Raw genomic sequence first — 25,829 nt, forward strand, 5'->3', positions numbered from 1 at the left:
GGCTTCAGCCGCGAACCTCGTCGACCATTTCGCGGCTGAAGCCGCTCCTGCAGAATCCTGAACGGCTCGCCGGATCAGCCAAACCAGTGCTGCCAGACCAGGCGCGCAGTCAGCACCAGCACCACCGTGATGAATACCGGGCGGATGAATTTCGAGCCGCCCTTGATCGCCGTGCGGGCGCCGAGAAAGGCGCCGACCATCAGCGCTGCACCCATGCTCAGACCGAGTACCCAGGCCACCTGACCGAAGGCGATGAACACCACCAGGGCAGCCGCATTGCTGATGAAATTCATGGTGCGCGCCACGCCGCTGGCGCGAACCAGGTCGAGCGGGTACATCAGCAGGCTGCTGACCGTCCAGAACGCGCCGGTGCCAGGGCCGGCGACGCCATCGTAGAGGCCCAGACCCAGGCCTTGCGGCCACTGCCGGCCACGGGCGATCGGCAGGTTGTGTTCGGCCGGCGCCTCTGGCATACGGCCGAACAGCAGATACAGGCCGCAGGCGAAGACGATTATCGGCAGCATCTGATTGAGCCAGGCCGCTGGCATCCAGTGGGCGATGACTGCGCCCAGCAGGGCGCCGATCAGCGTAGCCAGTAGCGCATTGCGCCACTGCTTGGGATCGAAGAGTTTGCGCCGGTAGAAGGTCAGGGCAGCAGTACCTGAGCCGAAGGTGGCGCACAGCTTGTTGGTGCCCAGGACCAGATGCGGTGGCAGCCCCGCCGTGAGCAGGGCGGGAATGGTCAGCAGGCCGCCACCGCCGGCGATGGCATCGATGAAGCCGGCGATGAAGGCGACCAGGGCGAGAATGGCTAATGTGCTGGGGTCGATGGCGAGCTCGAGAGCGAAAGGCATAGGTAAAGTGTCGACTTGTGGGCGAATGCGCAGCGTGGCGGCTGTTCGTCGTGGGGAGAGCTGCGCATAATGCCGGGATTTCGTCAGAGAAGGAACGCAACCGATGCAATACGACGGATTGGCCTGGGCCGTGGCGCTGCTGGCCGTATTGGCGCTGCTGGTGGCATTGCGCATTTTGCTCAATACGGGCTGGTTCCTGGGCTGGTTGCGCGGCACCTGTGGTCTGGCATTTCTTGCCCTGGCCGGGCTGGTGGGGCTGGTGGCTTATGACTTGTACACCTACGAGCCGCTGCAGCCGGGCAAGCCATTGGTGACACTCAGCTTCAAGGCCGATGGCCCGCAGCGTTATCAGGTCACGCTGCTCGAAAAGGGGCGTGAGCGCACGGTCACGTTGGAAGGTGACATGTGGCAGCTCGATGGTCGCCTGATTCGCTGGAAAGGTCTGGCCGATCTGATCGGTCTGGAGCCGGGTTACCGTCTGGAGCGTCTGTCGGGGCGTTTCCTGGCCATCGAGCAGCAGGCGCTGGCACAGCATGGCCGCGTGCAACTGGCCGAAAGTCCTTACGGCGTGGACCTGTGGCGCTGGCTGCGACTGAGTCAGCGTGATTTGCTGCTGTTCGACCCGCAGGCGCTGCGCGTCACCTACCTGCCGATTGCCGCCGATGCGGTCTACAGCGTCAGCCTGACGCCGACCGGTTTGCTGGCCGAGCCGATGAATCCCGCCGCCGAAGCTGCGCTGAAGGATTGGTAGCGGCCATCTGATGACCCTCTCTCACTTGTGGGAGAGGGTAGTGGGCGTTTTGTGCCCTTGAGGTTGGCTGCGCCGTACGACCCGCCCTACAAATAAAAAAGGCACCTGCAAGGTGCCTTTGTCGTTCAGGGCATCCGGCTTCAGGAGAGGAAGCCGCCGTCCACGTTCAGCGCCACACCAGTGGTGTAGCTGGAGGCGTCGCTGGCCAGGTACAGCACGGCACCGGCCATCTCGCTCGGATCGGCCACGCGCTTGAGCGGGATGCGCTGCAGGGCGTGCTTGAGGATGGCGTCGTTCTTGGTCAGCGCCGAGGCGAACTTGGTGTCGGTCAGGCCCGGCAGCAGCGCGTTGCAGCGGATGCCGAACTGCGCGCACTCCTTGGCGAAGACCTTGGTCATGCTGATCACCGCGGCCTTGGTCACCGAATAGATGCCCTGGAATTCGCCCGGGGAGACGCCATTGATCGAGGCGACATTGATGATCGAGCCGCCGCCGTTTTCCTTCATCAGCTTGCCGCCTTCGATGGACATGAAGTAGTAGCCGCGAATGTTCACGTCCACGGTTTTCTGGAAGGCGGAGAGGTCGGTATCTAGCACGTTGCAGAACTGCGGGTTGGTGGCGGCGTTGTTGACCAGGATGTCGAGGCGACCGAACTGCTCGCGGATTTGCGCGAAGACGCTCTGGATCTGCTCCATCTCGCCGATGTGGCAGGCGATGGCGGTGGCCTTACCGCCCTCGGCGGTGATGGCGTCGGCCACGGCCTGGCAGCCGTCGATCTTGCGGCTGGACACGATCACGTGAGCACCTTGCTGGGCCAGCAGCTTGGCGATGGCCTCGCCGATGCCGCGGCTGGCGCCGGAAACGAAGGCGATCTTGCCGTCGAGGTCGAACAGTTGGGTCTTGGACATTGTGATTACCCCGGGGTTAGAGAGTGGATTTGCCGATGACCTGCAGGCACATCTGCTCCAGCAGCTTGTTCATCTGAATGAACTGGGCGAAGCGCTTGTCCTGAGTCTGGCCGTGGTAGAAGCGGTAGTAGATCTGCTGCACGATGCCGGCCAGGCGGAACAGGCCGTAGGTGTAGTAGAAGTCGAAACTGTTGATCTCGATGCCGGCTTTCTCGGCGTAGTAGTCGACGAACTGCTGACGGGTGAGCATGCCCGGCGCGTTGCTTGGCTGGCGGCGCATCAGTTGCACCGGCGCCGGATCGCTGGCTTCGATCCAGTAGGCCAGGGTGTTGCCCAAATCCATCAGCGGATCGCCGATGGTGGTCATCTCCCAGTCGAGTATGCCGATGATCTGCATCGGGTTGTTCGGGTCGAGGATCACGTTGTCGAAACGGTAGTCGTTGTGCACGATGCCGGGCTTGTGGTGATCGGCGGGCATCTTGTCATTGAGCCAGGCCTTGATCGGCTCCCAGGTTGGCGCATCCGGGGTCAGGGCTTTCTCGTAGCGGTCGCTCCAGCCCTTGACCTGACGCTCGACATAGCCCTCAGGCTTGCCCAGATCGCCCAGACCGCAAGCGCTGTAGTCGACGTTGTGCAGCTCCACCAGCTTGTCGATGAAGCTCTTGCACAGGGCGCTGGTCTGCTCGGCGCTGAAGTTCAGCTCAGCGGGCATCTCCGAACGCAGGATGATGCCCTTGACCCGCTCCATGACGTAGAACTCGGCGCCGATCACCGACTCGTCGGTGCAGTGCACGTAAGCTTTTGGGCAGTAGGGGAAGCCGGCGTTGAGCTGGTTGAGGATGCGGTACTCGCGGCCCATGTCGTGCGCCGACTTGGCCTTGTGGCCGAATGGCGGGCGGCGCAGGACGAACTCCTGCTGCGGGTATTCGATCAGGTAAGTCAGATTCGACGCGCCGCCGGGAAACTGGCTGATCCTGGCTTCGCCGCTCAAGCCCGGAATATTGGCTTTGAGGTAGGCGTCGATGACGGCGGTATCGAGCTCTTCGCCGGTGCGGATGCGGGTGGATTGGTCAGTGAGCGCCATGCTTATCCCTTTTACTTATGATGGGTGCCCCAGATAATTGGTTAATCTAATGCTGCACCCAGGCTGTCACAAGCAATACGCGCCGTTATAGGCGGGCGTGTTGCACCTCGATCAAACTGCCTGATCAGTCATCTTCGACCTGCGCCGTTCACCTGTGCGCGGGCAATAAAAAACCGGAGTGCCAGGACTCCGGTTTTCGTGTTTTGCGCTCAGCTCGCCGATCAGACCGGGAACAGTTCGCCCAGCTTCATCGCCAGCATCATGTCGCCTTCGGCGCGCAGCTTGCCGGCCATGAACGCCTGCATGCCGTCGGTTTCGCCGCTGACGATGCCCTTGAGGGTTTCGCTGTCCATGATCAGGGTCACGTTGGCGTCCGGGTTGTCGCCTTGCTCGAGGGCGCAGGTGCCGTCTTTGACGATCAGCGCGTAGTTCTCGCCATCTTCGATGTTGAATTGGAATACCAGATCCAGGCCTGCAGCGGCGCTGGCGTTGAACTTGGACTGCATGGTTTGGGCGATGTCAGCAACACTCATGGTCTTATCCTTTTTCGGTTTTTTCGCGCAGCCTTGCGGCCGCAGTGGGCTGGAGCTCATCGATAGGTGATGAGCTCCGGCGCCTTCAGCAGCTGTAAATGCACATGGCTGTTGAAGGAAGCCAGACTCACCTCGTTGCCACGGAATTTCAGTTGGCTGAGCGAGGTATTGACGATTTGCCAGTTCAGTTCGAAGGCCTTTGCAGGCGCTACGCCGGTGATCAGGTGAAGCAGGGCAGTGATGGTGCCGCCGGAGGTGAACACGGCGATGTTCTGCTTGCTGTGGGCCTGTTCGAGGAGGCGCCGCAGACCGCCTGCGACCTGTTCGACATAGGCCTGCCAGCTTTGCAGGCCGGGCTTGTCGTGCTCGCCGGAAATCCAGCGCTGGATCAGGTTGGCGAACAGGCGCTGAAACTCGGCGCGGTTCTGCGCGCCGTTGCGCAGGATGTGCAGGGCTTCGGGCTCTTGCGGCAGCAGATCTGGCAGCAGCGTACGAATCACCGCATCGGCATCGAATTCGTTGAAGGCTTCATCGATATCCAGCGCCGGCGCATGGCTCATGCGCTCCAGGGCGGTGTTGGCAGTGTGTTGCTGGCGGCGCAGGCTGCCACTGACGCAACGGTCGAGGTCGATGCCGAGCTGCTCGAGGTGGTCACCCAGCACTTCGGCCTGGCGCACGCCGACGGGAGACAGGACATCGTAGTCGTCCGCACCGAATGAAGCCTGGCCATGTCGAATCAGATAGATGCTGCCCACGTCCGTATTGGTCTCGGCACGTTGAATGTTTCGCGAGGGTATGAGGAAGCTCGGGGGCTGTCAACGAAAAAACATACGCTTGTTTGAATTGCTTGTATGGCCATTATGCAGCGCTGCCGAGGTTGGCCGGCGGGCCGCCGCGCCGGTATGCTTGGGCCTTTGTGCGCTCAGGCGCAGCCGCAATGTCCGAGGGGGATCCGTGGAGTTTCTTAGCGAGTACGCCAGCTTTCTGGCGAAGACCCTGACCCTGGTGGTCGCTATCGTCGTGGTGCTGGTGGCGATTGCCGCCACGCGCGGCAGAGGGCGGCGCGGCAGTGGCCAGTTGCAGGTGCAAAAGCTCAATGATTTCTACAAGGACCTGCGCGAGCGCCTGGAGCAGAGCGTGCTGTCCAAGGACCAGCTCAAGGCCACGCGCAAGGCCGAGGCCAAGGCGGCCAAGCAGGACAAGAAGGCACCGGCCAGCAAGCCGCGGGTGTTCGTGCTGGATTTCGATGGCGATATCAAGGCGTCGGCCACCGACAACCTGCGCCATGAAGTGACGGCGCTGCTGTCCATGGCCAAGGCCGAGGACGAAGTGGTGCTACGCCTGGAAAGCGGTGGCGGCATGGTCCACAGTTACGGTCTGGCGTCGTCGCAGCTGGTGCGCATTCGCGATGCCGGTATCCCGCTGACCGTGTGTGTCGACAAGGTGGCCGCCAGCGGCGGTTACATGATGGCCTGCATCGGCCAGAAGATTCTCAGCGCGCCATTCGCCATCCTCGGCTCCATCGGCGTGGTGGCGCAGTTGCCCAACGTGCATCGCCTGCTGAAGAAGCATGAGATCGACTTCGAAGTGCTGACTGCCGGCGAATACAAGCGCACTCTGACGGTATTTGGCGAAAACACCGACAAGGGCCGGGAGAAGTTCCAGGAGGACCTGGAAACCACTCACGAACTGTTCAAGGGTTTCGTCGCCCGTTATCGCCCGCAGCTGGACATCGACGCCATCGCCACCGGCGAAATTTGGCTGGGCATGGCCGCACAAGAGCGTCTGCTGGTCGACGAACTCAAGACCAGCGACCAGTACCTGGCCGAGCGTGCTGCCGAAGCGGAGCTGTTCCATTTGCATTTCGCTCAGAAGAAGAGCCTGCAGGAGCGCGTTGGACTGGCTGCTAGCATGGCGGCAGATCGCTTCGTCCTGACCTGGCTGAGCCGGCTCAATCAGCAGCGCTTCTGGTAACGCTTCGTTCATGATGGGCTGCGCCGGCGACCCGCATTGCGCAGCAGCGAACCACGACAAGAGGAGAGGGTTATGACCGAGTTCAAGGCCTTATTGGTCAGTGAAGGCGCTAGCGGTGGTTTCCAGCGTGAAGTCGTCCAGCGCAACGTCGAGCAGTTGCCGCAGGGCGAGCTGCTGATCCGCGTGCGCTATTCCTCGCTCAACTACAAGGATGCGCTGTCCGCCAGCGGCAATCGTGGTGTGACCAAAGCTTACCCGCATACGCCCGGCATCGACGCGGCGGGGGTGGTCGAGGCCTCCAGCGTTGCCGAGTTTGCCGTGGGCGACGAAGTGATCGTCACCGGCTACGACCTGGGCATGAACACCGCCGGTGGTTTCGGCCAGTACATCCGGGTGCCGGCCGCGTGGGCGATCAAGCGCCCGCAGGGCCTGCCGCTGCGCGAGGCGATGGTACTCGGCACCGCCGGCCTGACCGCCGCCCTGTGTGTCGACAAGCTGGAGCAGGCCGGCGTTACCCCGGAGTCCGGCACCGTCCTGGTCACCGGCGCTACGGGCGGCGTCGGCAGCATCGCGGTGGTGCTGCTCAAGCAGCTCGGGTATCGCGTAGCCGCCGCCACCGGCAAGGCCGAACAGGCGGATTTCCTGCGTGGCCTGGGTGCAGATGAAATTGTCAGCCGCGAGGAGCTGCAGCAGGGTAGCGAGCGGCCGATGCTCAAGGAGCGCTGGGCGGGTGCGGTGGATACCGTGGGCGGCGATATTCTGTTCAACGTGGTCAAGTCGCTGCGCCACAGCGGTAGCGTGGCTTGCTGCGGGTTGACCGCAGGCTTTGCGTTCCAGGCCAGCGTTCTGCCGTTCATCCTGCGTGGCGTCAATCTGCTGGGGGTGGATTCGGTGGAGCTGCCGCTGGTGGTCAAGGCGTCGATGTGGGACAAGCTATCGCTGCAGTGGAAGCTCGATCTTTCGCCGCTGTGCCATGAAATTGGCCTGACGCAATTGCCAGAGTCCATCGAGCGAATACTGGCCGGCGGCATGGTCGGCCGTATCCTGGTGCGGCTCGACTGAGCGTATGAGCGAGGCCCGTCGATGACGGGCCTCGGCATTTTCCGGCTGATGACACCGCTGCATGCGCGTGGCATGCCTAGCCGAATCGATAGATATCCATACCCAGCGCGCCGTAGGTGAAACCGCTGTGTTCAACCTTGAAGGTGCCACCAGCACCGCGGGCGAAGAACAGGGGCAGCAGGTGTTCGTCACTGGGATGGTGCGGACGGCGTTGGGCGCCAGTCGGCGGTACTGGTGCAGCGCTTGCTCGTCTTCGGCTTCGAGTCGTGCCACCACCCAGTCGCGAAACGCCTTGGCCCAGGGCGTGATGACGTCGGGGCCGGCGCGCCAGTCGAGCTCGCCGAGGTTGTGGGTGATGCTGCCGGAGCCGATCAGCAATATCTCGCGCTCGCGCAGGTTGGCCAGGGCCCGGCCAACGCGGGTCTGCAGTTCGGGACCCAGGTGGCTCGGCAGAGACAGCTGCAGCACCGGGATATCCGCTTGCGGATACATCAGCGACAGCGGAACCCAGGCTCCATGATCGAATGGGCGCTGGGTGTCGAGCCCGGTGGGCAGGCCGGCGTCGTTCAATTGCCTGGCGATCTCCTCGGCCAGCTCCGGTGCGCCGGGGGCGGGGTACTGCATGGCATACAAGGGCGCCGGGAAGCCGCCGAAATCGTGCCAGGTCTGCGGGTGCTCACCCGCTGTCAGCAGTATGCCCTGGCTTTCCCAGTGCGCCGATACCACCACGATGGCCCGGGGTCTGGGCAGCTCGGCGGCCAGCCTGGCCAGTGCCGGGCCGCTGGCGCCTGGGTCCAGGGCAAGCATCGGTGAGCCATGGGATATGAACAGTGAGGGCAGCATGGTAATCAGTTCCTGAAGTAGGATGTCGCCATCTTCGGTGCTGGATCTATCGACTTCCAGCATAAATAGTTGAGCATTCCTATCGAATTTGTGGAGGTTTTATCCATGCACGAGGCGTTCTGGCAGGATCGTTGGGCGCGTAGCCAAATCGGTTTTCATCAGGAGAAGGTCAACGGCTATCTACGCCGTCACTGGTCTCGGCTCGGGCTCTGTGAAGAGGCGGCGGTGCTGGTGCCACTGTGCGGCAAGAGCCTCGATCTGGCCTGGCTGGCGGAGCAGGGGCACGCCGTGATCGGGGTGGAGCTGGCCGAGCGTGCCGTGCAGGATTTCTTCGTCGAGCGTGATGTGCAGCCGCAGGTCGTTCAGCAGGGTGCGTTCAAGGTCTACCAGGCGGGCAAGCTGCGGATTCTCTGCGGCGATTTTTTCGCCCTGACCCGTGAGGACGTTGCCGACTGCCAGGCGTTTTATGACCGTGCGGCGCTGATCGCGCTGCCAGCGCCGATGCGCGAGCGTTACGCCGCCCACCTGCAGGCGATTCTGCCGCCAGCCTGCCAGGGCTTGCTGGTGACCCTGGTGTACGATCAGCAGCGCATGGATGGCCCGCCGTTCTCGGTCGCGGACGCCGAGGTCGAGCAGCGCTTCACGTCTGGCTGGGTGGCGCGTGAGGTGGAACGCAAGGATGTTCTGAGCGGCAACCCGCGCTTTGTCGAGAGTCAGCTCGAAGCGGTGGAGGAGGTGGTGTTTCACCTCACGCGCAGCTGATACGCCAAGCCAATGAAAAAGGCGACCCGAAGGTCGCCTTTTTCGTCTGTAGCGTTCGATCAGCCGCGGCGGCGCAGCGCCTCGATGCGATCTTCCAGCGGCGGGTGGCTCATCAACAGGCCAGCCAGTCCGTTCTTCAGGCCGCCATTGATGCCGAAGGCGGTCAGGCTGTCCGGCATCTGTACCGGCACACCCTGTTCGGCACGCAGGCGTTGCAGCGCAGCGATCATCGCGCCAGTACCGGCCAGTTGGGCACCGGCTTCGTCTGCCTTGAACTCGCGCTTGCGCGAGAACCACATGACGATGATGCTGGCCAGTATCCCCAGAACAAGCTCGGCGAAGATGGTGGCGACGAAGTAGCCGATGCCATGACCGTCTTCGTTCTTCAGGATCGCCTTGTCGACGAAGTTGCCGAAGATGCGTGCGAAGAACATCACGAAGGTGTTCACCACGCCTTGAATCAGCGCCAGGGTGACCATGTCGCCGTTGGCCACGTGGCCAATCTCGTGGGCCAGTACCGCGCGCACCTCATCCGGCGAGAAGCGTTCGAGCAGGCCCTGGCTGACGGCGACCAGCGCGTCGTTCTTGTTCCAGCCGGTGGCGAAGGCATTGGACTCGTAGGCCGGGAAGATACCGACTTCCGGCATCTTGATCCCGGCTTCGCGCGACAGCTCCTCGACTGTCTGCAGCAGCCACTGTTCGTGGCGGGTGCGCGGTTGCGTGATGATCTGCGTGCCGGTGCTCATCTTCGCCATCCACTTGGACAGGAACAGCGACACCAGCGAGCCGGCGAAACCGAACACGGCGCAGAAAATCAGCAGGCTGCCGTGGTTCTGGCCGGTGAAGCGGTCGACCCCCAACAGTTTGAGGGTGATGCTGGCGATAACCAGCACCGCCAGGTTGGTGGCCAGGAACAACATAATGCGCATCATGGTGTGAACGGACTCCTCACGGGGAAAGACGTACGAGTAATGCGGGCTATATAAGGGCGCCTACCTGGAGCTTTCAACCAGGGACTATTTCAAACTATGTCGTTTGCCTGCGCCGCTTGGCTTTCGAACAGTAGACGGGTCAGCCGGGCGATGCGTTCCCCGTGCTGGCGCGCCAGGGCTTCACGCAGCTGGAAGGCCAGCGTGGCGTGCACGCGGCGTACGCTTGGCGGCAATGGTTCACCGTCGGCAAGCACGTGCGGTACGCCGCGCGACAGGCGCAAAAAACCTTTCTCGCTCAGCACCGCCTGATCCAGCGCATCGTAAGCGATGGTCGACTCGAAACGCAGATAACCTTCTTCGGCCAGCCACAGCAAGGCGCCCAGGCAGGCCTGGTGGCGCTTGCTGGGCAGGCCAAATTCATCCGGCTCCTCACGCCCGATCAGGTCTTCCACGTACAGCGCCATCTTGCGCGGGAAGGCCTGATAGAGCATGAGCAGGCCGCTGGCCGCGTCCTTGTAGAAATCGTCTATCTGCAGATCCATGCTGGTTTACTGGCTATAGCCCTTGAGGAAGTTGCCGATACGGCCGATGGCCTGCTCCAAGTCGTCGACGCGGGGCAGGGTGACCACGCGGAAGTGATCCGGCCACGGCCAGTTGAAGGCGGTGCCCTGGACGATCAGCAGCTTCTCCGACAGCAGCAGGTCGAGGACGAACTTCTCGTCGTTGTGGATCGGGCAGATTTTCGGGTCGATCTTCGGGAAGGCGTACAGCGCGCCCATGGGTTTGACGCAGCTGACCCCGGGGATGTCGTTGAGCAGTTCCCAGGCGCGGTTGCGCTGCTCCAGCAGGCGGCCGTTGGGCAGCACCAGGTCGTTGATGCTCTGGTAACCGCCGAGTGCGGTCTGGATCGCATGTTGGCTCGGCACGTTGGCGCACAGGCGCATGTTGGCCAGGATATCCAGACCTTCGATGTAGCTCTGCGCCTTGTGCTTGGGCCCGGAGATGGCCACCCAGCCGGAACGGAAACCGGCCACGCGGTAGCTCTTGGACAGGCCGTTGAAGGTCAGGCAGAGCACGTCCGGTGCCAGCGAGGCGGTGCTGATGTGCACCGCTTCGTCGTAGAGGATCTTGTCGTAGATCTCGTCGGAGAAGATCACCAGGTTGTGCTGGCGGGCCAGCTCGACGATGTCCTGCAGCACCTCGCGCGAGTACACCGCGCCAGTGGGGTTGTTCGGGTTGATCAGCACCAGCGCCTTGGTGTTCGGCGTGATCTTGGCGCGCATGTCGGCGATATCGGGGAACCAGCCGGCCTGCTCGTCGCACAGGTAGTGCACCGGCTTGCCGCCGGACAGCGCGACGGCGGCGGTCCAAAGCGGATAGTCAGGGGCTGGGATGAGCACCTCGTCACCGTTGTTGAGCAGCGCCTGCATGGCCATGACGATCAGCTCGGATACGCCGTTGCCGAGGTAGATGTCCTCGATGCCGACGCCTTCGACCTGCTTCTGCTGGTAGTACTGCATCACCGCTTTACGCGCGCTGAACAGGCCCTTGGAATCGCTGTAGCCCTGCGCGGTGGGCAGGTTGCGGATCACGTCCTGAAGGATTTCTTCCGGCGCCTCGAAACCGAACGGCGCCGGATTGCCGATGTTCAGCTTGAGGATGCGATGGCCTTCCTCTTCCAGACGCTTGGCGTGCTTGAGCACCGGCCCGCGAATGTCATAGCAGACGTTGGCGAGCTTGTTCGATTTGCTGACCTGCATGTAAGAAGTCCCGAGCTATGGAGAGCCCGCTTGAACACGCTGCAAAATTCTCTCGACTGGGAATCTTGGCAGCCTGTAACGCGGGTGACAGACTGGGGTCGAATCATACGTGGCGACCTGAGCGCGGCAAAGCTATCCGCTCTGCTTTTTTCTGGCCTGCCATGCGGCGCACAGTGACTGGGTTGTCGTGTACGCCTTGCCTTCAAGGCAAGGGCTGGCGCTGCCTGCAACCTGGCGTATCGCCCATTACCGAGGAGGAGCCCGTTCGTGGATAAACTCGACAAACCCCTGGATAGCTGGCGCGAAGAGCTGACTGACGAGCAGTTTCATGTCTGCCGTCTAGGTGGCACGGAGCGACCGTTCACCGGCGCTTATCACGACAGCAAGACCCCTGGCATCTACCATTGCGCCTGCTGCGGCGAGGCGCTGTTCGATTCGGACGCCAAGTACGACTCGGGCAGCGGCTGGCCGAGCTATTTCCAGCCGATCAATGACGAGGTGATTGCCAGCCTCGACGATTACAGCCATGGCATGCATCGCATCGAGGTCAAGTGCGCTAAATGCGATGCGCATCTGGGCCACGTATTCCCTGATGGTCCGCGCCCGACCGGGCTGCGTTACTGCATCAACTCCCTGTCGTTGAAGCTGGTGCCACGCGATTGAGGCAAGGCGCGCCAGGCGCTTCGGCTGCCTGGCGCGTGCGGCTCAAGCCTGCTGGTTGGCGCTCTGGCGGCTTTCTTCCAGAGCGTCACAGGCCTGCTGGATCATGTCTTCGGTAATGGGCACTTCGCGGCCCTGGCCGTCAATGATAAAACCGCCCACCGGCTCCTGCTGTTGTCGGGTGGCTGGGCATTGGGCAGCGTTGTCTTGCAAGCTCATGGCCTGTCTCCTCATCAGTGGTGCGCGCCACTCTAGGGCATCCAGATGAAGGCGCGGTGACAGTTAAAAGTCTGCTGCGCGTTGGCCATGCCGGGTGGTAAACGGGCTCGGAAAGCTCATCTGTTCGCCCGGCCTGGCTCCTGCTCGCGGTACTCTGAGTTGGTTCACGACGGCGGAAAGCCGTCAGATAACACATTGCGAAAGTCACACTGCAGGCTGCGTGCCAGCCTTCGTGGAACGAGGAAGTCATGTCGCGTTTTCATATCGGTCTGATCATCAATCCACTGGCTGGGCTGGGTGGTCCGGCAGCATTCAAGGGCAGCGACGGCATGGCCGAGCAGGCACTGGCGCTGGGCGTCGAGGCACAGGCTGCACAACGCACGCGCACTGCGCTTGAGCAGTTGTTGACCCTGCATGAGCGCATTGAGTTCGTCAGTTATCCGGGTGCCATGGGTGGCGATCTCCTGGCGCAGATGGGCTTCGCGCATCGTTTGCTGGGTGAGTTGCACGACGGCGTGAGCACTGCCGAAGACACCCGCCAGGCGGTGCAGCAGCTGCAGGACGCCGGCGTGGCTCTGATTCTGTTCGCAGGCGGTGATGGTACCGCCCGTGATGTCTGTGCGGCCGTCAGGGAGGGGCAGCCGGTGTTGGGTATTCCGGCAGGGGTGAAGATCCAGTCCGGCGTCTATGCCATCAGTCCGCGAGCGGCGGGTGAGTTGACTGCGCGCCTGGTGGACGGCGGCCTGGTGCGTCTGGGCAGCGGCGAAGTGCGTGACATCGACGAGAGCGCCCTGCGTGAAGGTCGGGTGACCGCGCGCTGGTACGGTGAGCTGTGCGTGCCGCAGGAGGGTGGCTATGTGCAGGCGGTCAAACAGGGCGGCGTGGAATCCGAAGAGCTGGTGCTGGCCGATCTTGCCGCCTGGCTGGAGGCGGAGTGGGAGCCGGGCGCGCGCTACGTGTTCGGCCCCGGTTCGACCTTGCACGGACTGGCGCAGAATCTGGGGCTGGAAACCACCTTGCTGGGCGTCGACGTGATCGAGGCGGGCCAGGTCATCGCTCGCGACGTCAACGAAACCGAGCTGTTCGGCCTGGTCGACGGGCATCCAAGCTACCTGCTGGTGACCGCGATTGGTGGTCAGGGTCATATCATCGGTCGCGGTAACCAGCAGATCAGCCCGCGTGTGTTGCGCGCGGTGGGGCTGGAGCGCCTGCGCGTGGTGGCGACCAAGCGCAAGCTGGGCACGCTGCAGGGGCGGCCATTGCTGGTGGACAGTGGTGACGTGAGCCTGGACGACGATTTTCCCGATGCAGTGCGGGTCTGGGCCGGTTATAAGGAAGAGCTGCTGTACCCCTTGAGTCGATAGGAGATCGATATGCGCACGGTGATCGCACTGCTGCTCTGCTCGCTGGCTTTTGCAGCGCACGCCATCGAGGCGCACAGGCTGGTGCTCGATGCTCGCAAGCAGGTCGGCGTGACCCTGAGCTATGACCCGGCCTACCGGAAGCTGAGCTATCCAGGCGGCGATGTGCCCCTGGCCACCGGCGTCTGCACCGACGTGGTGATCCGCGCGCTACGCCAGCAGGGGCTGGATCTGCAGGAAGCGGTGCATCGCGACATGCGCGGTAACTTCGCCGCCTATCCGAAGAACTGGGGCCTGACTCGCCCGGACAGCAATATCGACCACCGCCGCGTGCCCAATCTGATGACCTGGTTCAAGCGCCAGGGCTGGGCGCTTGCGGTCAAACAGGATGCCTCTGCCTACCAGTCCGGCGATATCGTCACTTGGGATCTGGGTCACGGCCTCACCCATATCGGCATCGTCAGCGACCGCCGCGCAGCCAGCGGGGCGCCGCTGGTGCTGCATAACATCGGCCGTGGTACGCAGGAGGAGGACATTCTGTTCGCCTACCGCATCACTGGCCACTACCGCCCTCTGGCGCAGCAGGCGAGCGCTGGTCAATGACGAAACCATCGCTAGCGCCCGGTCTTGCTGCAGGCGAGCGTGTCGTCCTGTTCGATGGCGTCTGCAAGCTCTGCAATGGCTGGGCAAAATTTCTCATTCGGCATGATCGCCTGTGCCAGTTTCGCCTGGCTTCGGTGCAGTCGGCGCAGGGGCAGGCGCTGCTGGCCTGGTATGGCCTGCCGACCGATCGCTTCGACACCATGGCACTGATCGATGAAGCAGGCTTGCATGTGCGTTCCAGCGCGTTGTTGCGCATTCTCGCCCGCCTGCCTCAGCCCTGGCGTGTTCTTGCCTGGCTGCGCCTGATTCCGCGTCCGCTGCGTGACTGGTGTTATGACCGCATCGCGCTGAATCGCTACCGCCTGTTCGGGCGCTACCAGGTCTGCCTGCTGCCCACTGCCGATCACGCCGAGCGCTTCCTGCATGACTGAGCGGCGCCTGGCGCAGATCGCCTGGCTCGCTCGGCTGGCCCTGGCGCTGGTGTTCATCTGGCATGGGCTGGCGCCGAAGATTCTCTGGCTCAGCCCTGATGAGGTGGCGATGATCGCGGCGCATGGCCTGCCTGATCATGCGCTGTTCGCGCCGGAGTCGATCGCGCGCATTGGCGGCATTGCCGAGATACTGCTGGGCATCGCGCTGCTGGCGGTGCGGCGCCAGCGCTGGCCTTTGCTGGTCGCAGGTGCGGTGTTGCTGGTGCTGCTGCTTGATGTTGCGCTGCTGAGTCCCCATCTGTTGATTCAAGCGTTCAATCCGCTTTCGACCAATCTGGCTGCGCTGGCTCTGTGTGCAGTGGCCTGGCTGGCTGAAGCGCCCTCGGCTGCCGACTCCTGAGACCCGTCATGACATCGATGCTTTCTTCCCGCCAGCGTGGCGCCATACGCCTGGCCTGGCGCTTCATCGCGCCTTATCGCGGCCGCGTAGTGGGGGCGCTGCTGGCGCTGATGTTCACTGCGGCGATCACCCTGTCCATGGGCCAGGGCATCAAGCTGCTGGTGGATCAGGGCCTGGCCACGCAGTCGCCAGCGGCACTGCGTCATTCTCTGCTGCTGTTTTTCGTGCTGGTGCTGGCATTGGCTTTCGGTACCTACACACGTTTCTATCTGGTGTCGTGGATCGGTGAGCGGGTGGTTGCGGACATCCGCCGACGAGTGTTCGACCACCTGATCGAGCTGCATCCGGGCTTCTACGAGAGCAATCGCAGCTCGGAAATCCAGTCGCGGCTGACCGCCGACACCACCTTGCTGCAGTCGGTGATCGGCTCGTCCCTGTCGATGGCATTGCGCAACCTGATCATGCTGATCGGCGGCAGTGTGCTGCTGGTGGTGACCAATCCCAAGCTCAGCGGCATCGTCCTCTTGGCCCTGCCGTTGGTGGTGGCGCCGATCCTGCTGTTTGGCCGTCGCGTGCGGGCGCTGTCGCGGCAAAGCCAGGACCGCGTGGCCGATGTCGGCAGCTACGTGGGTGAGGTGCTGGGACAGATCAAGACGGTGCAGGCCTACAACCATCAGAGCGAGGACAAGCGCCGCTTTGGCGAGTCCGCCGAGGCGGCGTTCGATGTGGCGCGCAAGCGCATCGCCCAGCGTGCCTGGCTGGTCACCGTGGTCATCGTGCTGGTGCTCGGTGCGGTGGGGGTAATGCTCTGGGTGGGCGGCATGGATGTGATCGCCGGGCGCATCTCCGGTGGTGAGCTGGCGGCATTCGTGTTCTACAGCCTGATCGTCGGCTCGTCCTTCGGCACCCTGAGCGAAGTGATCGGCGAATTGCAGCGCGCGGCGGGCGCCGCCGAGCGTATCGGCGAGCTGTTGCGTGCCAGCAACGCCATCGTCGCGCCAGATCTGCCCAGGCATCTGCCGCAGCCGGTGCAGGGGCGCATCGAGCTGCAGGGCGTGCGCTTCGCCTATGCGTCGCGTGCGGACAGCTACGCCATCGATGGCATCGACTTGCAGGTGTCGGCGGGTGAGACCCTGGCGCTGGTGGGGCCTTCCGGCGCTGGCAAGTCGACGCTGTTCGATCTGCTGCTGCGTTTCTTCGATCCGCAGGCCGGGCGCATCCTCATCGATGGCGTACCGATCGATCAGCTCGACCCACGCGAGTTGCGCGCCAGTTTCGCCCTGGTTTCGCAGAATCCCGCACTGTTCTTCGGTTCGGTCGAGGACAACATTCGCTACGGTCGCCTGGATGCCAGCCAGGCCGAGGTGGAGGCGGCGGCGCGGGCGGCGCACGCCCATGAGTTCATCCAGCGTCTGCCGCAGGGCTATCAGACTCATCTCGGTGAAGCCGGGCTCGGGCTTTCCGGTGGGCAGCGTCAGCGTCTGGCCATCGCCCGCGCCTTGCTTGCCGATGCGCCTATCCTGCTGCTCGATGAAGCCACCAGCGCGCTGGATGCCGAGAGCGAACACTTGATCCAGCAGGCGCTGCCATCCTTGATGGCCGGGCGTACCACGCTGGTCATCGCCCATCGCCTGGCAACGGTCAAGCAGGCTGATCGCATCGCGGTGATCGAGCAGGGGCGCCTGGCCGCGATCGGTCGGCATGCCGAGCTGATCGAGAGCAACCCGTTGTATGCGCGGTTGGCCGAGCTGCAGTTCGGTCGCTAGCTCTTGGGTCTGATGGTGGCGGCGGCACCGGCCGAGGCCACGATGATTGCGCCGACGGCGAGCCACTGGCCCCAGAGCAGCTTCTCGCCGAGAAAGGCCAGGCCGCACATGGCTGCGACCGCCGGCTCCAGGCTCATCAGGACGCTGAAGGTACGCGCCGGGAGGCGCGTCAGAGCGACCATTTCCAGGCTGTAAGGCAGGGCCGAGGACAGCACCGCGACACCCAGGGCGATGGGCAGCAGGTCGAGGTTCAGCAGATCACTGCCGGCATGCCAGACGCCGATGGGCAGTACCAGCAAGGCGGCAACCCAGGTACCCAGCGCGACGGTGTGGCGGCCATGCTGGGCGCCGGCCTTCTGCCCGAAGATGATGTACAGCGACCAGCAAACGCCGGCGCCGAGGGCCAGAGCGGCGCCAAGCGGGTCGATGGCGCTTTGCGTGGCGCCGGTGGGTAGGAGCATCCACAGGCCGACGATGGCCAGGATCACCCAGACGAAATCCAGCAGGCGGCGCGAGGAAAACAACGCCAGGGCCAGAGGCCCGGTGAACTCCAGGGCCACGGCGATGCCCAGCGGGATGCTCTGCAGGGACATGTAGAACATCAGGTTCATGCCGCCCAGGGCCAGGCCGTAGGCCAGCAGGGCGTGGCATTTGCGCAAGTCCAGCTTGGCCCGCCAAGGCTGCATGACCAGCGACAGGATGATCGCACCGAGCACCAGGCGCAGTGCCGTAGTGCCTTCGGCACCCACCAGGGGAAACAGGTTCTTGGCCAGCGACGCACCGCTCTGGATCGAGACCATGGCCACCACGAGCAAGGCGATGGGGGCGAGAAGGGCGGAACGTGGCATGGCTGTGTCCTGGTGGTGATCAGCAAAGAAAAAACCGGCCGCGAGGGCCGGTTTCTCATGAGGCCTTTGGCTTAGCGGTATTCGCAGAGGTAGGCGGTGTCCACTGCGACTTTCAGCTGGAACTTGCTGTTGGCCGGTACGGTGAACTTGCTGCCAGCTTCAAAGGTGCTCCAGCTGTCGCTGCCCGGCAGTTTGACGGTCAGGGCGCCGGCGACGACATGCATGACTTCCAGCTGGCTGGTGCCGAACTCATATTCGCCCGGAGCCATCACGCCGAGGGTGGCTGGGCCTTCAGCCATGCTGAAAGCGATGGATTTGACGGTGCCGTCGAAGTACTCGTTGACCTTGAACATCTGCGATTCCTCGGAAGGGGGGAAAGTTGCGGGTAGCCATTTCTAACGTCGCGCAGCGACGGCCCGGAGGCTGGCCGTCATGGACGGCAGGCCATAAAAGGGCCGCCAGTATGCCCAAGCGGCTTTTCTTCGTCATCAGTCTTTGAGGGGAAGCACCAGCGGCAGCAGTCGCGCGGTGTTGCGTGCATCTTCCAGTGCGCGATGCTGGCGCCCGAGAAACTGCATGCCGGCGAGTTGCAGGGCACTGTGCAGGCCGACCGGGCGCTGCAGTTGGCGCGCCTTGGCAAAGGCCTGTTTGAGGTTCAGGTGCGGTATCTGGGCCAGCAGGCTGTGCAGCCGGTGCTGGCGCCATTCCTGTTCCAGTTGGCGGCGGTCGTAGTCGCCCCAGCTGCTCCAGCCGACCAGGCGTGGTGCATGCTGGGCCAGCCAGCGTTCGAACTGGGGCCAGACCTGGGCCATTGGCGCTGCTGCGTCGACCTCGGCCTGGGTGATACGGGTGAGCTCGCGGCAGAAGTCGGTCAGGCAGGGGCGGCGCTGCGGCTTGATGATGCGCTGGAAGTGGTCGCGTTCATGGCCATCGACGCCAACCAGGCTGGCGCCGATTTCGATGATTTCCATTTCTTCCATCGGCCAGCCGCCTTCGTCGGTCGTGGCTTCCAGGTCGATGACCAACCAATGTCCCATTGCTGCTCCTATCCTTCGCAAGGCCATGCTCCGGGCCGATTCGCTGGCAGTATGGAAGGCCTTTTCGGCCAGGGCAAACGTCATGCTAGGCTCTGCAACCTATGTCCTGAGGAGGTTGGTATGGCAAAGGTCGCATTTATCGGTTTGGGGGTTATGGGGTATCCGATGGCCGGGCATCTCGCTCGTAACGGCCATCAGGTGACGGTCTATAACCGTTCTCCGGGCAAGGCTGAGCAGTGGGTGGCGGAATACGCCGGCAGCAGTGCGCCGACACCGCGTGAGGCGGCGGCTGGCGCCGAACTGGTGATGTGCTGCGTCGGCAACGACGATGACCTGCGTAGCGTGATCCTGGGCGAGCAGGGCGCCTTCGCCGGTATGGCGGCGGGCGCGATCCTGGTCGACCACACCACGGCTTCGGCCGATGTGGCGCGTGAGTTGGCGGCTGTCGCGGCCGAGCGCGGCCTGGGCTTTCTCGATGCGCCGGTGTCCGGCGGTCAGGCCGGGGCGGTCAATGGCGTGCTGACGGTCATGGTTGGCGGCGAGGTCGACACCTATGCCGTGGCTGAACCGGTCATCCAGTGCTACGCGCGAATGCAGCGTCTGATGGGGCCGGCCGGCAGTGGTCAGTTGAGCAAGATGGTCAACCAGATCTGCATCGCCGGCCTGGTGCAGGGGCTGGCAGAGGCGCTGAACTTCGCTCAGTGCGCGGGCCTCGATGGCCATGCGGTGGTCGATGTGATCAGCAAGGGGGCGGCGCAGTCGTGGCAGATGGAAAACCGCTACAAGACCATGCTGGCCGGCGAGTTCGACTTCGGCTTTGCGGTCGACTGGATGCGCAAGGACCTGTCGATCCTGCTCGAGGAGTCGCGTCGTAATGGTGCTCAACTGCCGGTGACGGCGCTGGTCGATCAGTTCTATGCCGATGTCCAGGCCATGGGCGGCGGGCGTTGGGATACGTCCAGTCTGCTGGCCCGTTTGCAGCGCGACCGCTGATCGCAAAAGGCCGTTCGTTTGTAGTCGAGGTCATTTCATGGAGTGTCGAGCCGGTTGCGGTGCCTGCTGCATCGCGCCTTCTATCAGTTCGCCGATTCCGGGTATGCCCGAGGGCAAGCCTGCCGGCGTGCGCTGCATTCATCTCGATGCCGAGTATCTCTGCGCCATTTTCGGTCGCCCGGAGAGGCCTGCGGTATGCGGCGGGTTCAAGGCGGAAGAGCAGTTGTGCGGCAATGATCGCGAAACTGCCATTCGCCTGTTGGGTTGGCTGGAGCAGGCGACGGCCTGACGTGATGAACCACTTGTGACCCCTTCGGGTCGAAAGGCAAACAATCCTGCCGGGAGTTGTTCGAAGATGATGCGTTTTTCCGTTTTGACCCTGCTGTTGTGTGCAAGCGCTGCCCAGGCTGCCGAAAGGCCGTGGCAATTGGAGCGTGAGGAGGACGGCGTCAGCGTTTACCTGGCCGATGTGCCTGGGTCCAAGTACAAGGCCTATCGCGGCGTGGTCACGATCAAGGGCGACCTGGCTGCTGTACAGGCCGCTCAGGAAGATGTCGCGGGGTCCTGTGCCTGGATTTTCAGTTGTCAGCAGCAGCGGCTGCTCGACACCAAGGGCAATGTGAGCGAGCTGTACACCCGCTTCGAAATGCCTTGGCCGGTAGAGGCGCGCGATTCGGTGATCCAGGTGACCACGCGCACCGATGCCGATGGCAGTGTCACGCGCCTGCTCAAGGCCGTGCCAGAGCGTTTACCGGAGGAAAAGGGCTTCGTACGGGTGCCGCGCGTCGACGGTGAGTGGCACCTCAAGCCGCTGGAGCAGGGCGGGGTGGAAGTGATCTACGAGGTGCATACCGAGCCGGGCGGAAGCGTGCCCTCCTGGCTGGCCAATAGTTTTGTCGTCGACGCTCCCCTGCAAACGCTGCAGGGTTTGCGGGCAAAGGTGGAGGGACGCTGAAACGAGGGCGTTTGCGGCAATAAAAAAGGCTGCTAATCTGGCAGCCTTTTTTGTCTCGTTTCGCTATCAGCCGCGGTCGTCGGGCAGGTCGCGCTGCTCGTAACCGGTGTACAGCTGGCGCGGACGGCCGATCTTGTACGGGCCGGAGAGCATTTCCTTCCAGTGCGAGATCCAGCCCACGGTACGTGCCAGGGCGAAGATCACGGTGAACATCGAGGTCGGAATGCCGATGGCCTTGAGGATGATGCCCGAATAGAAGTCCACGTTCGGGTAGAGGTTGCGCTCCTTGAAGTAAGGATCGTTACGCGCGATCTCTTCGAGCTTCATGGCCAGTTCCAGCTGCGGATCGTTGATGCCCAACTCGGCCAGTACTTCGTCGCAGGTCTGCTTCATGACCTTGGCGCGCGGGTCGAAGTTCTTGTAGACGCGGTGACCGAAGCCCATCAGCTTGAACGGATCGTCCTTGTCCTTGGCCTTGGCCACGTACTTGTCGATGTTCTCCACGCTGCCGATCTCGTCGAGCATGGTCAGCACGGCTTCGTTGGCGCCGCCGTGTGCCGGGCCCCACAGTGCGGCGATGCCGGCGGCGATACAGGCGAACGGGTTGGCGCCCGAAGAGCCTGCCAGGCGTACGGTGGAGGTGGAAGCGTTCTGCTCATGGTCGGCGTGGAGGATGAAGATCTTGTCCATCGCCTTGGCCAGCACCGGGCTGATCGGTTTGATCTCGCACGGGGTGTTGAACATCATGTGCAGGAAGTTTTCCGCGTAATTCAGGTCATTGCGCGGGTACATCATGGGCTGGCCCATGGAGTACTTGTAGGTCATGGCTGCGATGGTCGGCATCTTGGCGACCAGGCGCATGGCGGACACTTCGCGATGCTGCGGGTTCTTGATGTCCAGCGAGTCGTGATAGAAGGCGGACAGTGCGCCAACCACGCCACACATGATGGCCATCGGGTGGGCGTCGCGACGGAAGCCGTTGAAGAAGGTCTTCAGTTGCTCATGAACCATGGTGTGGTTCTTGATGGTGCTGACGAACTGGGCCTTCTCTTCCTTGCTCGGCAGTTCGCCGTTGAGCAGCAGGTAGCAGGTTTCCAGGTAGTCGGACTTCTCGGCGAGCTGCTCGATGGGGTAGCCGCGGTGCAGCAGAATGCCCTTGTCACCGTCGATGTAGGTGATCTTCGACTCGCAAGAGGCGGTCGACATAAAACCAGGGTCAAAGGTGAACCGACCCGTGGCGGTCAGGCTCCGCACATCTATTACTTCGGGACCAACAGTGCCGGTCAGAACGGGCAGTTCGACGGGGGCATTGCCCTCGATGATCAACTGCGCTTTTTTGTCAGCCATATGTGGCCTCCTAGTTATGCTTGAAATCATCAGACAGCCCCCCACGCAGGGCCCGCACCACTATAGTGGGATAAATCCGAAAGTCAATTTGCGAGAACCCAGGCAGTAGAAGGGTTTGAACGGGATTTTCAACGAAAAAGGGGCGCTATTTACGCCATTTGTTTAAAGGCTGCAATGCGCTTTTTAGGGGGGGAGGTCGCATTGTCATTAGTCTGCTAACTGTCTATACTCTGCGGCCGACCGCCACAGGCTTTAGGGCCGTGTCATGGCGGTTGTCACTCATTGGGTGATGGGTACCTTGCCAGTGCACTTCCCAACAACTTTGCCCTGATCGTTAGGGGCTCTCAGTGTGATAAAAAAGCCGTGAATAGCCAACGACCTGTAAACCTAGACCTTCGGACTATCAAGCTTCCGATCACCGCTTACACGTCCATTCTTCACCGTATCTCCGGTGTCATCCTCTTTGTCGGTATCGCCATTCTGCTGTTTGGCCTCGACAAGTCGTTGACCTCCGAAGAGGGCTTCGCCCAGGTGAAAGAATGCCTGACCAGCCCGCTGGCCAAGTTCGTGATCTGGGGTCTGTTGTCCGCTCTGCTGTACCACCTGGTGGCCGGTGTGCGCCACTTGATCATGGACATGGGCATCGGTGAGACGCTGGAAGGCGGCAAGCTGGGCTCCAAGATTGTCGTCGCCGTGGCGGTAGTCGTGATCGTGCTGCTGGGGGTGTGGATATGGTAACTAATGTCACGAATTTCTCGCGTTCGGGTCTCTATGACTGGATGGCTCAGCGCGTTTCTGCGGTCGTTCTCGCGGCTTACACGCTGTTTCTGCTGGGCTATGTGATCTGCAATCCGGGTATGGGCTACGCCGAATGGCATGGCCTGTTCTCGAATACCGCAATGCGCATCTTCAGCCTGCTGGCCCTCGTCGCACTGAGCGTGCACGCCTGGGTCGGCATGTGGACCATTTCCACCGACTACCTGACGCCGATGGCGCTGGGCAAGTGGGCGACTGGCGTGCGTTTCCTGTTCCAGGCCGTGTGCGGCATCGCGATGTTCGCGATGTTCGTCTGGGGCGTGCAGATTCTGTGGGGTTTCTGATTCATGGCTAGCATCCGTACTCTTTCCTATGACGCCATCATCGTAGGTGGCGGCGGCGCCGGCATGCGTGCTGCGCTGCAACTCGCCCAGGGCGGCCACAAGACCGCCGTGGTCACCAAGGTGTTCCCGACTCGTTCGCACACCGTTTCCGCTCAGGGTGGCATCACCTGCGCCATCGCTTCGGCCGACCCGAACGATGATTGGCGCTGGCACATGTACGATACCGTCAAGGGTTCCGACTATATCGGTGACCAGGACGCTATCGAATACATGTGCTCCGTCGGCCCGGAGGCCGTGTTCGAGCTCGAGCACATGGGTCTGCCGTTCTCCCGCACCGAGCAGGGCCGCATCTATCAGCGTCCGTTCGGTGGCCAGTCCAAGGGTCCGGACAATCCGACCCAGGCAGCCCGTACCTGCGCCGCAGCCGACCGTACCGGTCATGCGCTGCTGCACACCCTGTATCAGGCCAACCTGAAAGCCGGCACCTCGTTCCTCAACGAGTGGTATGCCGTTGACCTGGTGAAGAACCAGGACGGCGCCATCGTCGGCATCATCGCCATCTGCATCGAGACTGGCGAAACCGTCTACATCCGTTCCAAGGCCGTGGTTCTGGCCACTGGCGGTGCTGGCCGTATCTACGCCTCCACCACCAACGCCCTGATCAACACCGGTGACGGCGTGGGCATGGCCCTGCGTGCCGGCGTGCCGGTGCAGGACATCGAGATGTGGCAGTTCCACCCGACCGGTATCGCCGGCGCTGGTGTACTGGTCACCGAAGGCTGCCGTGGTGAGGGTGGTTACCTGATCAACGCCCATGGCGAGCGCTTCATGGAGCGTTACGCACCGAACGCCAAAGACCTGGCAGGTCGCGATGTGGTTGCCCGCTCCATGGTCAAGGAAGTGATCGCCGGTAACGGCTGTGGCCCGAACAAGGATCACGTGCTGCTGAAGCTCGATCACCTCGGCGAAGAAGTGCTGCACAGCCGTCTGCCGGGTATCTGCGAGCTGTCCAAGACCTTCGCTCACGTCGATCCGGTCGTCGCTCCGGTTCCGGTCATCCCGACCTGCCACTACATGATGGGCGGCGTTGCCACCAACATTCATGGTCAGGCCATCACTCAGGATGCCAACGGCAACGACACCATCATCGAAGGCCTGTTCGCCGTAGGTGAAGTGGCGTGCGTATCGGTACACGGTGCCAACCGTCTGGGCGGCAACTCGCTGCTCGACCTGGTGGTGTTCGGTCGTGCCGCTGGCCTGCACCTGGAAAAAGCGCTGAAAGAAGGCGTGGAAGTCCGTGGCGCCAGCGAAACCGACATCGAGCAGTCGCTGTCGCGTCTGGCTGGCGTCAACGAGCGCAGCACCGGTGAAGACGTCGCGCCGCTGCGTAAAGAGCTGCAACAGTGCATGCAGAACTACTTCGGTGTATTCCGTACTGGCGAATACATGCAGAAGGGCATCCAACAACTGGCCGACCTGCGTGAGCGCATCGCGAAAGTCAAAATCGCGGACAAGAGCCAGGCGTTCAACACTGCGCGTATCGAAGCGCTGGAACTGCAAAACCTGCTCGAAGTCGCTGAAGCGACCGCGGTCGCAGCCGAGGTTCGTAAAGAATCCCGTGGCGCCCACGCTCGTGAAGACTTCGAAGAGCGTGATGACCAAAACTGGCTGTGCCACTCCCTGTACTTCCCAGGCGAGAAGCGCGTGGCCAAGCGTGCGGTCAACTTCGCGCCGAAGACCGTTCCGGCATTTGAACCCAAGGTTCGGACTTATTAAGGGTGACGGATATGTTGCAAGTCAGTGTTTATCGCTACAACCCTGAGAAGGACGCTGCGCCCTTCATGCAGGACTTCCAGGTCGACACCAGCGGCAAGGACATCATGGTCCTCGACGTGCTGGCGCTGATCAAGGAACAGGACGAAGGCTTCTCCTACCGTCGTTCCTGCCGCGAGGGCGTTTGTGGCTCCGACGGTATGAACATCAACGGCAAGAACGGCCTGGCCTGCATCACGCCGATCTCCGCTGCCGGCCTCAAGGGCGGCAAGCTGGTGATTCGTCCGCTGCCGGGTCTGCCGGTCATTCGTGACCTGGTCGTCGACATGAGCATCTTCTACAAGCAGTACGAGAAGGTGCAGCCATTCCTGCAGAACGATACGCCGGCTCCGGCCATCGAACGTCTGCAGACGCCGCAAGAGCGCGAGAAGCTCGACGGTCTGTACGAGTGCATCCTGTGCGCTTGCTGCTCGACCAGCTGCCCGTCGTTCTGGTGGAACCCAGACAAGTTCCTCGGTCCCGCTGCGCTGCTGCAGGCCTATCGTTTCCTGGCCGACAGCCGTGACACCAAGACCGCTGAGCGTCTGGCGTCGCTGGACGATCCGTTCAGCGTGTTCCGCTGCCGCGGCATCATGAACTGCGTGAACGTGTGCCCCAAGGGTCTGAACCCGACCAAGGCCATCGGCCACGTGCGTAACATGCTGCTGCAGAGCGGTACCTGATTCGCAAGTTGCTACACCAGTAACACCTGTGGGGCCGGCTCTGGCCGGTCTCGCAGTAAAGCCAGAGCCGCAGCCCACAAAGCCGCGGCTCATACTCGAAAAATATGACGACCAGCAGGGGCATCCGGGCTGGTACCCGGACTATCTGCGG

30 protein-coding genes and 1 pseudogene are annotated in these 25,829 nt (G+C 62.7%); 17 read left to right on the top strand and 14 right to left on the bottom strand.

What is annotated here, in order from left to right; all coding sequences use genetic code 11:
- Positions 1–74: 74 nt before the first annotated feature.
- Positions 75–854 carry a TSUP family transporter gene (locus tag PCLY_RS10125; protein WP_061239176.1) on the bottom strand — a complete coding sequence of 260 codons (780 nt, stop codon included), beginning with the start codon at positions 852–854 and terminating at the stop codon, positions 75–77.
- A gap of 103 nt (positions 855–957) precedes the next feature.
- Here PCLY_RS10125 and PCLY_RS10130 point away from each other — a divergent pair, with 103 nt between their 5' ends.
- Positions 958–1,605 (top strand): hypothetical protein, encoded by a 648-nt coding sequence (locus tag PCLY_RS10130; protein ID WP_061239177.1) that lies wholly within the window; start codon positions 958–960, stop codon positions 1,603–1,605.
- A gap of 140 nt (positions 1,606–1,745) precedes the next feature.
- On the opposite strand, the gene PCLY_RS10135 is transcribed toward PCLY_RS10130, so the two are convergent.
- The 4 genes from PCLY_RS10135 to PCLY_RS10150 form a co-directional block, all read right to left on the bottom strand.
- Positions 1,746–2,513 carry an SDR family oxidoreductase gene (locus PCLY_RS10135; protein WP_061239178.1) on the bottom strand — a complete coding sequence of 256 codons (768 nt, stop codon included), beginning with the start codon at positions 2,511–2,513 and terminating at the stop codon, positions 1,746–1,748.
- Positions 2,514–2,529: 16 nt separating this feature from the next.
- Positions 2,530–3,597, bottom strand: coding sequence for a phosphotransferase family protein (locus tag PCLY_RS10140; protein WP_061239179.1), 1,068 nt, complete (start codon positions 3,595–3,597; stop codon positions 2,530–2,532).
- Positions 3,598–3,818: 221 nt separating this feature from the next.
- Positions 3,819–4,130 (bottom strand): SCP2 sterol-binding domain-containing protein, encoded by a 312-nt coding sequence (locus PCLY_RS10145; protein ID WP_061239180.1) that lies wholly within the window; start codon positions 4,128–4,130, stop codon positions 3,819–3,821.
- Positions 4,131–4,186: 56 nt separating this feature from the next.
- Positions 4,187–4,885, bottom strand: a complete 699-nt coding sequence (locus PCLY_RS10150; RefSeq protein WP_061239181.1) for a histidine phosphatase family protein — start codon at positions 4,883–4,885, stop codon at positions 4,187–4,189.
- Positions 4,886–5,084: 199 nt separating this feature from the next.
- Here PCLY_RS10150 and sohB point away from each other — a divergent pair, with 199 nt between their 5' ends.
- Complete coding sequence (gene sohB, locus PCLY_RS10155; RefSeq protein ID WP_061239182.1) at positions 5,085–6,104, top strand: protease SohB; 1,020 nt, start codon at positions 5,085–5,087, stop codon at positions 6,102–6,104.
- Positions 6,105–6,176: 72 nt separating this feature from the next.
- Positions 6,177–7,166 (top strand): YhdH/YhfP family quinone oxidoreductase, encoded by a 990-nt coding sequence (locus tag PCLY_RS10160; RefSeq protein ID WP_061239183.1) that lies wholly within the window; start codon positions 6,177–6,179, stop codon positions 7,164–7,166.
- 76 nt (positions 7,167–7,242) lie between these two features.
- On the opposite strand, the pseudogene PCLY_RS24450 reads toward PCLY_RS10160, so the two are convergent.
- Positions 7,243–8,009: pseudogene (locus tag PCLY_RS24450) on the bottom strand (DODA-type extradiol aromatic ring-opening family dioxygenase).
- Between the two features lie 105 nt (positions 8,010–8,114).
- Here PCLY_RS24450 and PCLY_RS10170 point away from each other — a divergent pair.
- Positions 8,115–8,771 carry a thiopurine S-methyltransferase gene (locus tag PCLY_RS10170; RefSeq protein ID WP_061239185.1) on the top strand — a complete coding sequence of 219 codons (657 nt, stop codon included), beginning with the start codon at positions 8,115–8,117 and terminating at the stop codon, positions 8,769–8,771.
- Between the two features lie 59 nt (positions 8,772–8,830).
- On the opposite strand, the gene htpX is transcribed toward PCLY_RS10170, so the two are convergent.
- From htpX to PCLY_RS10185, 3 genes are all read right to left on the bottom strand, one after another.
- Positions 8,831–9,703: a protease HtpX gene (gene htpX, locus PCLY_RS10175; protein ID WP_061239186.1), complete on the bottom strand. Its 873-nt coding sequence runs from the start codon at positions 9,701–9,703 to the stop codon at positions 8,831–8,833.
- An 89-nt stretch (positions 9,704–9,792) separates the two neighbouring features.
- On the bottom strand, positions 9,793–10,245 hold the full coding sequence (locus PCLY_RS10180) for a hypothetical protein (RefSeq protein WP_061239187.1): 453 nt from the start codon (positions 10,243–10,245) through the stop codon (positions 9,793–9,795).
- 6 nt (positions 10,246–10,251) lie between these two features.
- Positions 10,252–11,463 (bottom strand): pyridoxal phosphate-dependent aminotransferase, encoded by a 1,212-nt coding sequence (locus PCLY_RS10185; RefSeq protein ID WP_061239188.1) that lies wholly within the window; start codon positions 11,461–11,463, stop codon positions 10,252–10,254.
- A gap of 267 nt (positions 11,464–11,730) precedes the next feature.
- Between PCLY_RS10185 and msrB the strand changes: the two genes are divergently transcribed.
- Positions 11,731–12,126, top strand: a complete 396-nt coding sequence (msrB, locus tag PCLY_RS10190) for a peptide-methionine (R)-S-oxide reductase MsrB (protein ID WP_061239189.1) — start codon at positions 11,731–11,733, stop codon at positions 12,124–12,126.
- A 42-nt stretch (positions 12,127–12,168) separates the two neighbouring features.
- Here the strand turns inward: msrB and PCLY_RS25020 are convergent, their stop codons facing one another.
- The gene (locus PCLY_RS25020) at positions 12,169–12,342 is read right to left on the bottom strand and encodes a PA1571 family protein (protein ID WP_197432170.1); all 174 of its coding nucleotides are present in this window, start codon (positions 12,340–12,342) and stop codon (positions 12,169–12,171) included.
- A 248-nt stretch (positions 12,343–12,590) separates the two neighbouring features.
- Here PCLY_RS25020 and PCLY_RS10195 point away from each other — a divergent pair, with 248 nt between their 5' ends.
- From PCLY_RS10195 to PCLY_RS10215, 5 genes are read left to right on the top strand one after another with little or no spacing between them, the layout of a single operon-like run.
- Entirely contained in the window at positions 12,591–13,706 is a 1,116-nt protein-coding gene (locus PCLY_RS10195; protein WP_061239190.1) for an ATP-NAD kinase family protein, read from the top strand.
- Positions 13,707–13,715: 9 nt separating this feature from the next.
- Complete coding sequence (locus PCLY_RS10200) at positions 13,716–14,306, top strand: DUF1287 domain-containing protein (protein ID WP_061239191.1); 591 nt, start codon at positions 13,716–13,718, stop codon at positions 14,304–14,306.
- Positions 14,303–14,737, top strand: a complete 435-nt coding sequence (locus PCLY_RS10205; protein WP_061239192.1) for a thiol-disulfide oxidoreductase DCC family protein — start codon at positions 14,303–14,305, stop codon at positions 14,735–14,737. Before PCLY_RS10200 ends, PCLY_RS10205 begins: the two co-directional genes overlap by 4 nt.
- Positions 14,730–15,137 (top strand): DoxX-like family protein, encoded by a 408-nt coding sequence (locus tag PCLY_RS10210; protein WP_061239193.1) that lies wholly within the window; start codon positions 14,730–14,732, stop codon positions 15,135–15,137. The genes PCLY_RS10205 and PCLY_RS10210 overlap by 8 nt, the downstream gene beginning before the upstream one ends.
- Before the next feature lie 8 nt (positions 15,138–15,145).
- Complete coding sequence (locus tag PCLY_RS10215) at positions 15,146–16,903, top strand: ABC transporter transmembrane domain-containing protein (protein WP_061239194.1); 1,758 nt, start codon at positions 15,146–15,148, stop codon at positions 16,901–16,903.
- On the opposite strand, the gene rhtA is transcribed toward PCLY_RS10215, so the two are convergent.
- The 3 genes from rhtA to PCLY_RS10230 all read right to left on the bottom strand — a co-directional run bounded on the left by rhtA (position 16,900) and on the right by PCLY_RS10230 (position 18,788).
- On the bottom strand, positions 16,900–17,751 hold the full coding sequence (rhtA, locus tag PCLY_RS10220; RefSeq protein WP_061239195.1) for a threonine/homoserine exporter RhtA: 852 nt from the start codon (positions 17,749–17,751) through the stop codon (positions 16,900–16,902). The two genes, PCLY_RS10215 and rhtA, sit on opposite strands and share 4 nt — an antisense overlap.
- A 71-nt stretch (positions 17,752–17,822) precedes the next feature.
- On the bottom strand, positions 17,823–18,104 hold the full coding sequence (ppnP, locus tag PCLY_RS10225) for a pyrimidine/purine nucleoside phosphorylase (RefSeq protein WP_061239196.1): 282 nt from the start codon (positions 18,102–18,104) through the stop codon (positions 17,823–17,825).
- A gap of 135 nt (positions 18,105–18,239) precedes the next feature.
- Positions 18,240–18,788 carry a 3'-5' exonuclease gene (locus tag PCLY_RS10230; RefSeq protein WP_061239197.1) on the bottom strand — a complete coding sequence of 183 codons (549 nt, stop codon included), beginning with the start codon at positions 18,786–18,788 and terminating at the stop codon, positions 18,240–18,242.
- Between the two features lie 120 nt (positions 18,789–18,908).
- Between PCLY_RS10230 and PCLY_RS10235 the strand changes: the two genes are divergently transcribed.
- From PCLY_RS10235 to PCLY_RS10245, 3 genes are all read left to right on the top strand, one after another.
- Positions 18,909–19,781: an NAD(P)-dependent oxidoreductase gene (locus PCLY_RS10235; RefSeq protein ID WP_061239198.1), complete on the top strand. Its 873-nt coding sequence runs from the start codon at positions 18,909–18,911 to the stop codon at positions 19,779–19,781.
- A gap of 37 nt (positions 19,782–19,818) precedes the next feature.
- Entirely contained in the window at positions 19,819–20,070 is a 252-nt protein-coding gene (locus PCLY_RS10240) for a YkgJ family cysteine cluster protein (protein WP_061239199.1), read from the top strand.
- A gap of 66 nt (positions 20,071–20,136) precedes the next feature.
- Positions 20,137–20,736: an START domain-containing protein gene (locus PCLY_RS10245; RefSeq protein WP_061239200.1), complete on the top strand. Its 600-nt coding sequence runs from the start codon at positions 20,137–20,139 to the stop codon at positions 20,734–20,736.
- Positions 20,737–20,802: 66 nt separating this feature from the next.
- Here PCLY_RS10245 and gltA read toward each other — a convergent pair whose 3' ends face one another.
- Entirely contained in the window at positions 20,803–22,083 is a 1,281-nt protein-coding gene (gltA, locus tag PCLY_RS10250) for a citrate synthase (protein WP_061239201.1), read from the bottom strand.
- 363 nt (positions 22,084–22,446) lie between these two features.
- Here gltA and sdhC point away from each other — a divergent pair, with 363 nt between their 5' ends.
- The 4 genes from sdhC to PCLY_RS10270 are packed head-to-tail and all read left to right on the top strand — an operon-like array spanning position 22,447 to position 25,678.
- Complete coding sequence (gene sdhC, locus PCLY_RS10255; RefSeq protein WP_061239202.1) at positions 22,447–22,821, top strand: succinate dehydrogenase, cytochrome b556 subunit; 375 nt, start codon at positions 22,447–22,449, stop codon at positions 22,819–22,821.
- Positions 22,815–23,183 (top strand): succinate dehydrogenase, hydrophobic membrane anchor protein, encoded by a 369-nt coding sequence (gene sdhD / locus PCLY_RS10260; protein WP_003240851.1) that lies wholly within the window; start codon positions 22,815–22,817, stop codon positions 23,181–23,183. The genes sdhC and sdhD overlap by 7 nt, the downstream gene beginning before the upstream one ends.
- Before the next feature lie 3 nt (positions 23,184–23,186).
- Positions 23,187–24,959 carry a succinate dehydrogenase flavoprotein subunit gene (gene sdhA / locus PCLY_RS10265; RefSeq protein WP_061239203.1) on the top strand — a complete coding sequence of 591 codons (1,773 nt, stop codon included), beginning with the start codon at positions 23,187–23,189 and terminating at the stop codon, positions 24,957–24,959.
- 11 nt (positions 24,960–24,970) lie between these two features.
- Entirely contained in the window at positions 24,971–25,678 is a 708-nt protein-coding gene (locus PCLY_RS10270) for a succinate dehydrogenase iron-sulfur subunit (RefSeq protein WP_061239204.1), read from the top strand.
- Positions 25,679–25,829: the final 151 nt, after the last annotated feature.

This window comes from Ectopseudomonas composti, from assembly GCF_001567565.1.
Classification (GTDB): Bacteria; Pseudomonadota; Gammaproteobacteria; order Pseudomonadales; family Pseudomonadaceae; genus Aquipseudomonas; species Aquipseudomonas composti_A.

What these genes read in the sequence shown, in the direction of transcription:
- PCLY_RS10180 (WP_061239187.1), bottom strand. Translation starts at nt 10,245, where the DNA reads ATGGATCTGCAGATAGACGATTTCTACAAGGACGCGGCCAGCGGCCTG.
- PCLY_RS10230 (WP_061239197.1), bottom strand. Translation starts at nt 18,788, where the DNA reads ATGGGACATTGGTTGGTCATCGACCTGGAAGCCACGACCGACGAAGGC.
- PCLY_RS10215 (WP_061239194.1), top strand. Translation starts at nt 15,146, where the DNA reads ATGACATCGATGCTTTCTTCCCGCCAGCGTGGCGCCATACGCCTGGCC.
- PCLY_RS10185 (WP_061239188.1), bottom strand. Translation starts at nt 11,463, where the DNA reads ATGCAGGTCAGCAAATCGAACAAGCTCGCCAACGTCTGCTATGACATT.
- gltA (WP_061239201.1), bottom strand. Translation starts at nt 22,083, where the DNA reads ATGGCTGACAAAAAAGCGCAGTTGATCATCGAGGGCAATGCCCCCGTC.
- PCLY_RS10240 (WP_061239199.1), top strand. Translation starts at nt 19,819, where the DNA reads ATGGAGTGTCGAGCCGGTTGCGGTGCCTGCTGCATCGCGCCTTCTATC.
- rhtA (WP_061239195.1), bottom strand. Translation starts at nt 17,751, where the DNA reads ATGCCACGTTCCGCCCTTCTCGCCCCCATCGCCTTGCTCGTGGTGGCC.
- PCLY_RS10200 (WP_061239191.1), top strand. Translation starts at nt 13,716, where the DNA reads ATGCGCACGGTGATCGCACTGCTGCTCTGCTCGCTGGCTTTTGCAGCG.
- PCLY_RS10170 (WP_061239185.1), top strand. Translation starts at nt 8,115, where the DNA reads ATGCACGAGGCGTTCTGGCAGGATCGTTGGGCGCGTAGCCAAATCGGT.
- PCLY_RS10130 (WP_061239177.1), top strand. Translation starts at nt 958, where the DNA reads ATGCAATACGACGGATTGGCCTGGGCCGTGGCGCTGCTGGCCGTATTG.
- PCLY_RS10235 (WP_061239198.1), top strand. Translation starts at nt 18,909, where the DNA reads ATGGCAAAGGTCGCATTTATCGGTTTGGGGGTTATGGGGTATCCGATG.
- htpX (WP_061239186.1), bottom strand. Translation starts at nt 9,703, where the DNA reads ATGATGCGCATTATGTTGTTCCTGGCCACCAACCTGGCGGTGCTGGTT.
- PCLY_RS10270 (WP_061239204.1), top strand. Translation starts at nt 24,971, where the DNA reads ATGTTGCAAGTCAGTGTTTATCGCTACAACCCTGAGAAGGACGCTGCG.
- PCLY_RS10145 (WP_061239180.1), bottom strand. Translation starts at nt 4,130, where the DNA reads ATGAGTGTTGCTGACATCGCCCAAACCATGCAGTCCAAGTTCAACGCC.
- PCLY_RS10195 (WP_061239190.1), top strand. Translation starts at nt 12,591, where the DNA reads ATGTCGCGTTTTCATATCGGTCTGATCATCAATCCACTGGCTGGGCTG.
- PCLY_RS10245 (WP_061239200.1), top strand. Translation starts at nt 20,137, where the DNA reads ATGATGCGTTTTTCCGTTTTGACCCTGCTGTTGTGTGCAAGCGCTGCC.
- PCLY_RS10205 (WP_061239192.1), top strand. Translation starts at nt 14,303, where the DNA reads ATGACGAAACCATCGCTAGCGCCCGGTCTTGCTGCAGGCGAGCGTGTC.
- PCLY_RS10210 (WP_061239193.1), top strand. Translation starts at nt 14,730, where the DNA reads ATGACTGAGCGGCGCCTGGCGCAGATCGCCTGGCTCGCTCGGCTGGCC.
- sdhA (WP_061239203.1), top strand. Translation starts at nt 23,187, where the DNA reads ATGGCTAGCATCCGTACTCTTTCCTATGACGCCATCATCGTAGGTGGC.
- PCLY_RS10160 (WP_061239183.1), top strand. Translation starts at nt 6,177, where the DNA reads ATGACCGAGTTCAAGGCCTTATTGGTCAGTGAAGGCGCTAGCGGTGGT.
- PCLY_RS10125 (WP_061239176.1), bottom strand. Translation starts at nt 854, where the DNA reads ATGCCTTTCGCTCTCGAGCTCGCCATCGACCCCAGCACATTAGCCATT.
- PCLY_RS10140 (WP_061239179.1), bottom strand. Translation starts at nt 3,597, where the DNA reads ATGGCGCTCACTGACCAATCCACCCGCATCCGCACCGGCGAAGAGCTC.
- PCLY_RS10135 (WP_061239178.1), bottom strand. Translation starts at nt 2,513, where the DNA reads ATGTCCAAGACCCAACTGTTCGACCTCGACGGCAAGATCGCCTTCGTT.
- ppnP (WP_061239196.1), bottom strand. Translation starts at nt 18,104, where the DNA reads ATGTTCAAGGTCAACGAGTACTTCGACGGCACCGTCAAATCCATCGCT.
- PCLY_RS25020 (WP_197432170.1), bottom strand. Translation starts at nt 12,342, where the DNA reads ATGAGCTTGCAAGACAACGCTGCCCAATGCCCAGCCACCCGACAACAG.
- sdhD (WP_003240851.1), top strand. Translation starts at nt 22,815, where the DNA reads ATGGTAACTAATGTCACGAATTTCTCGCGTTCGGGTCTCTATGACTGG.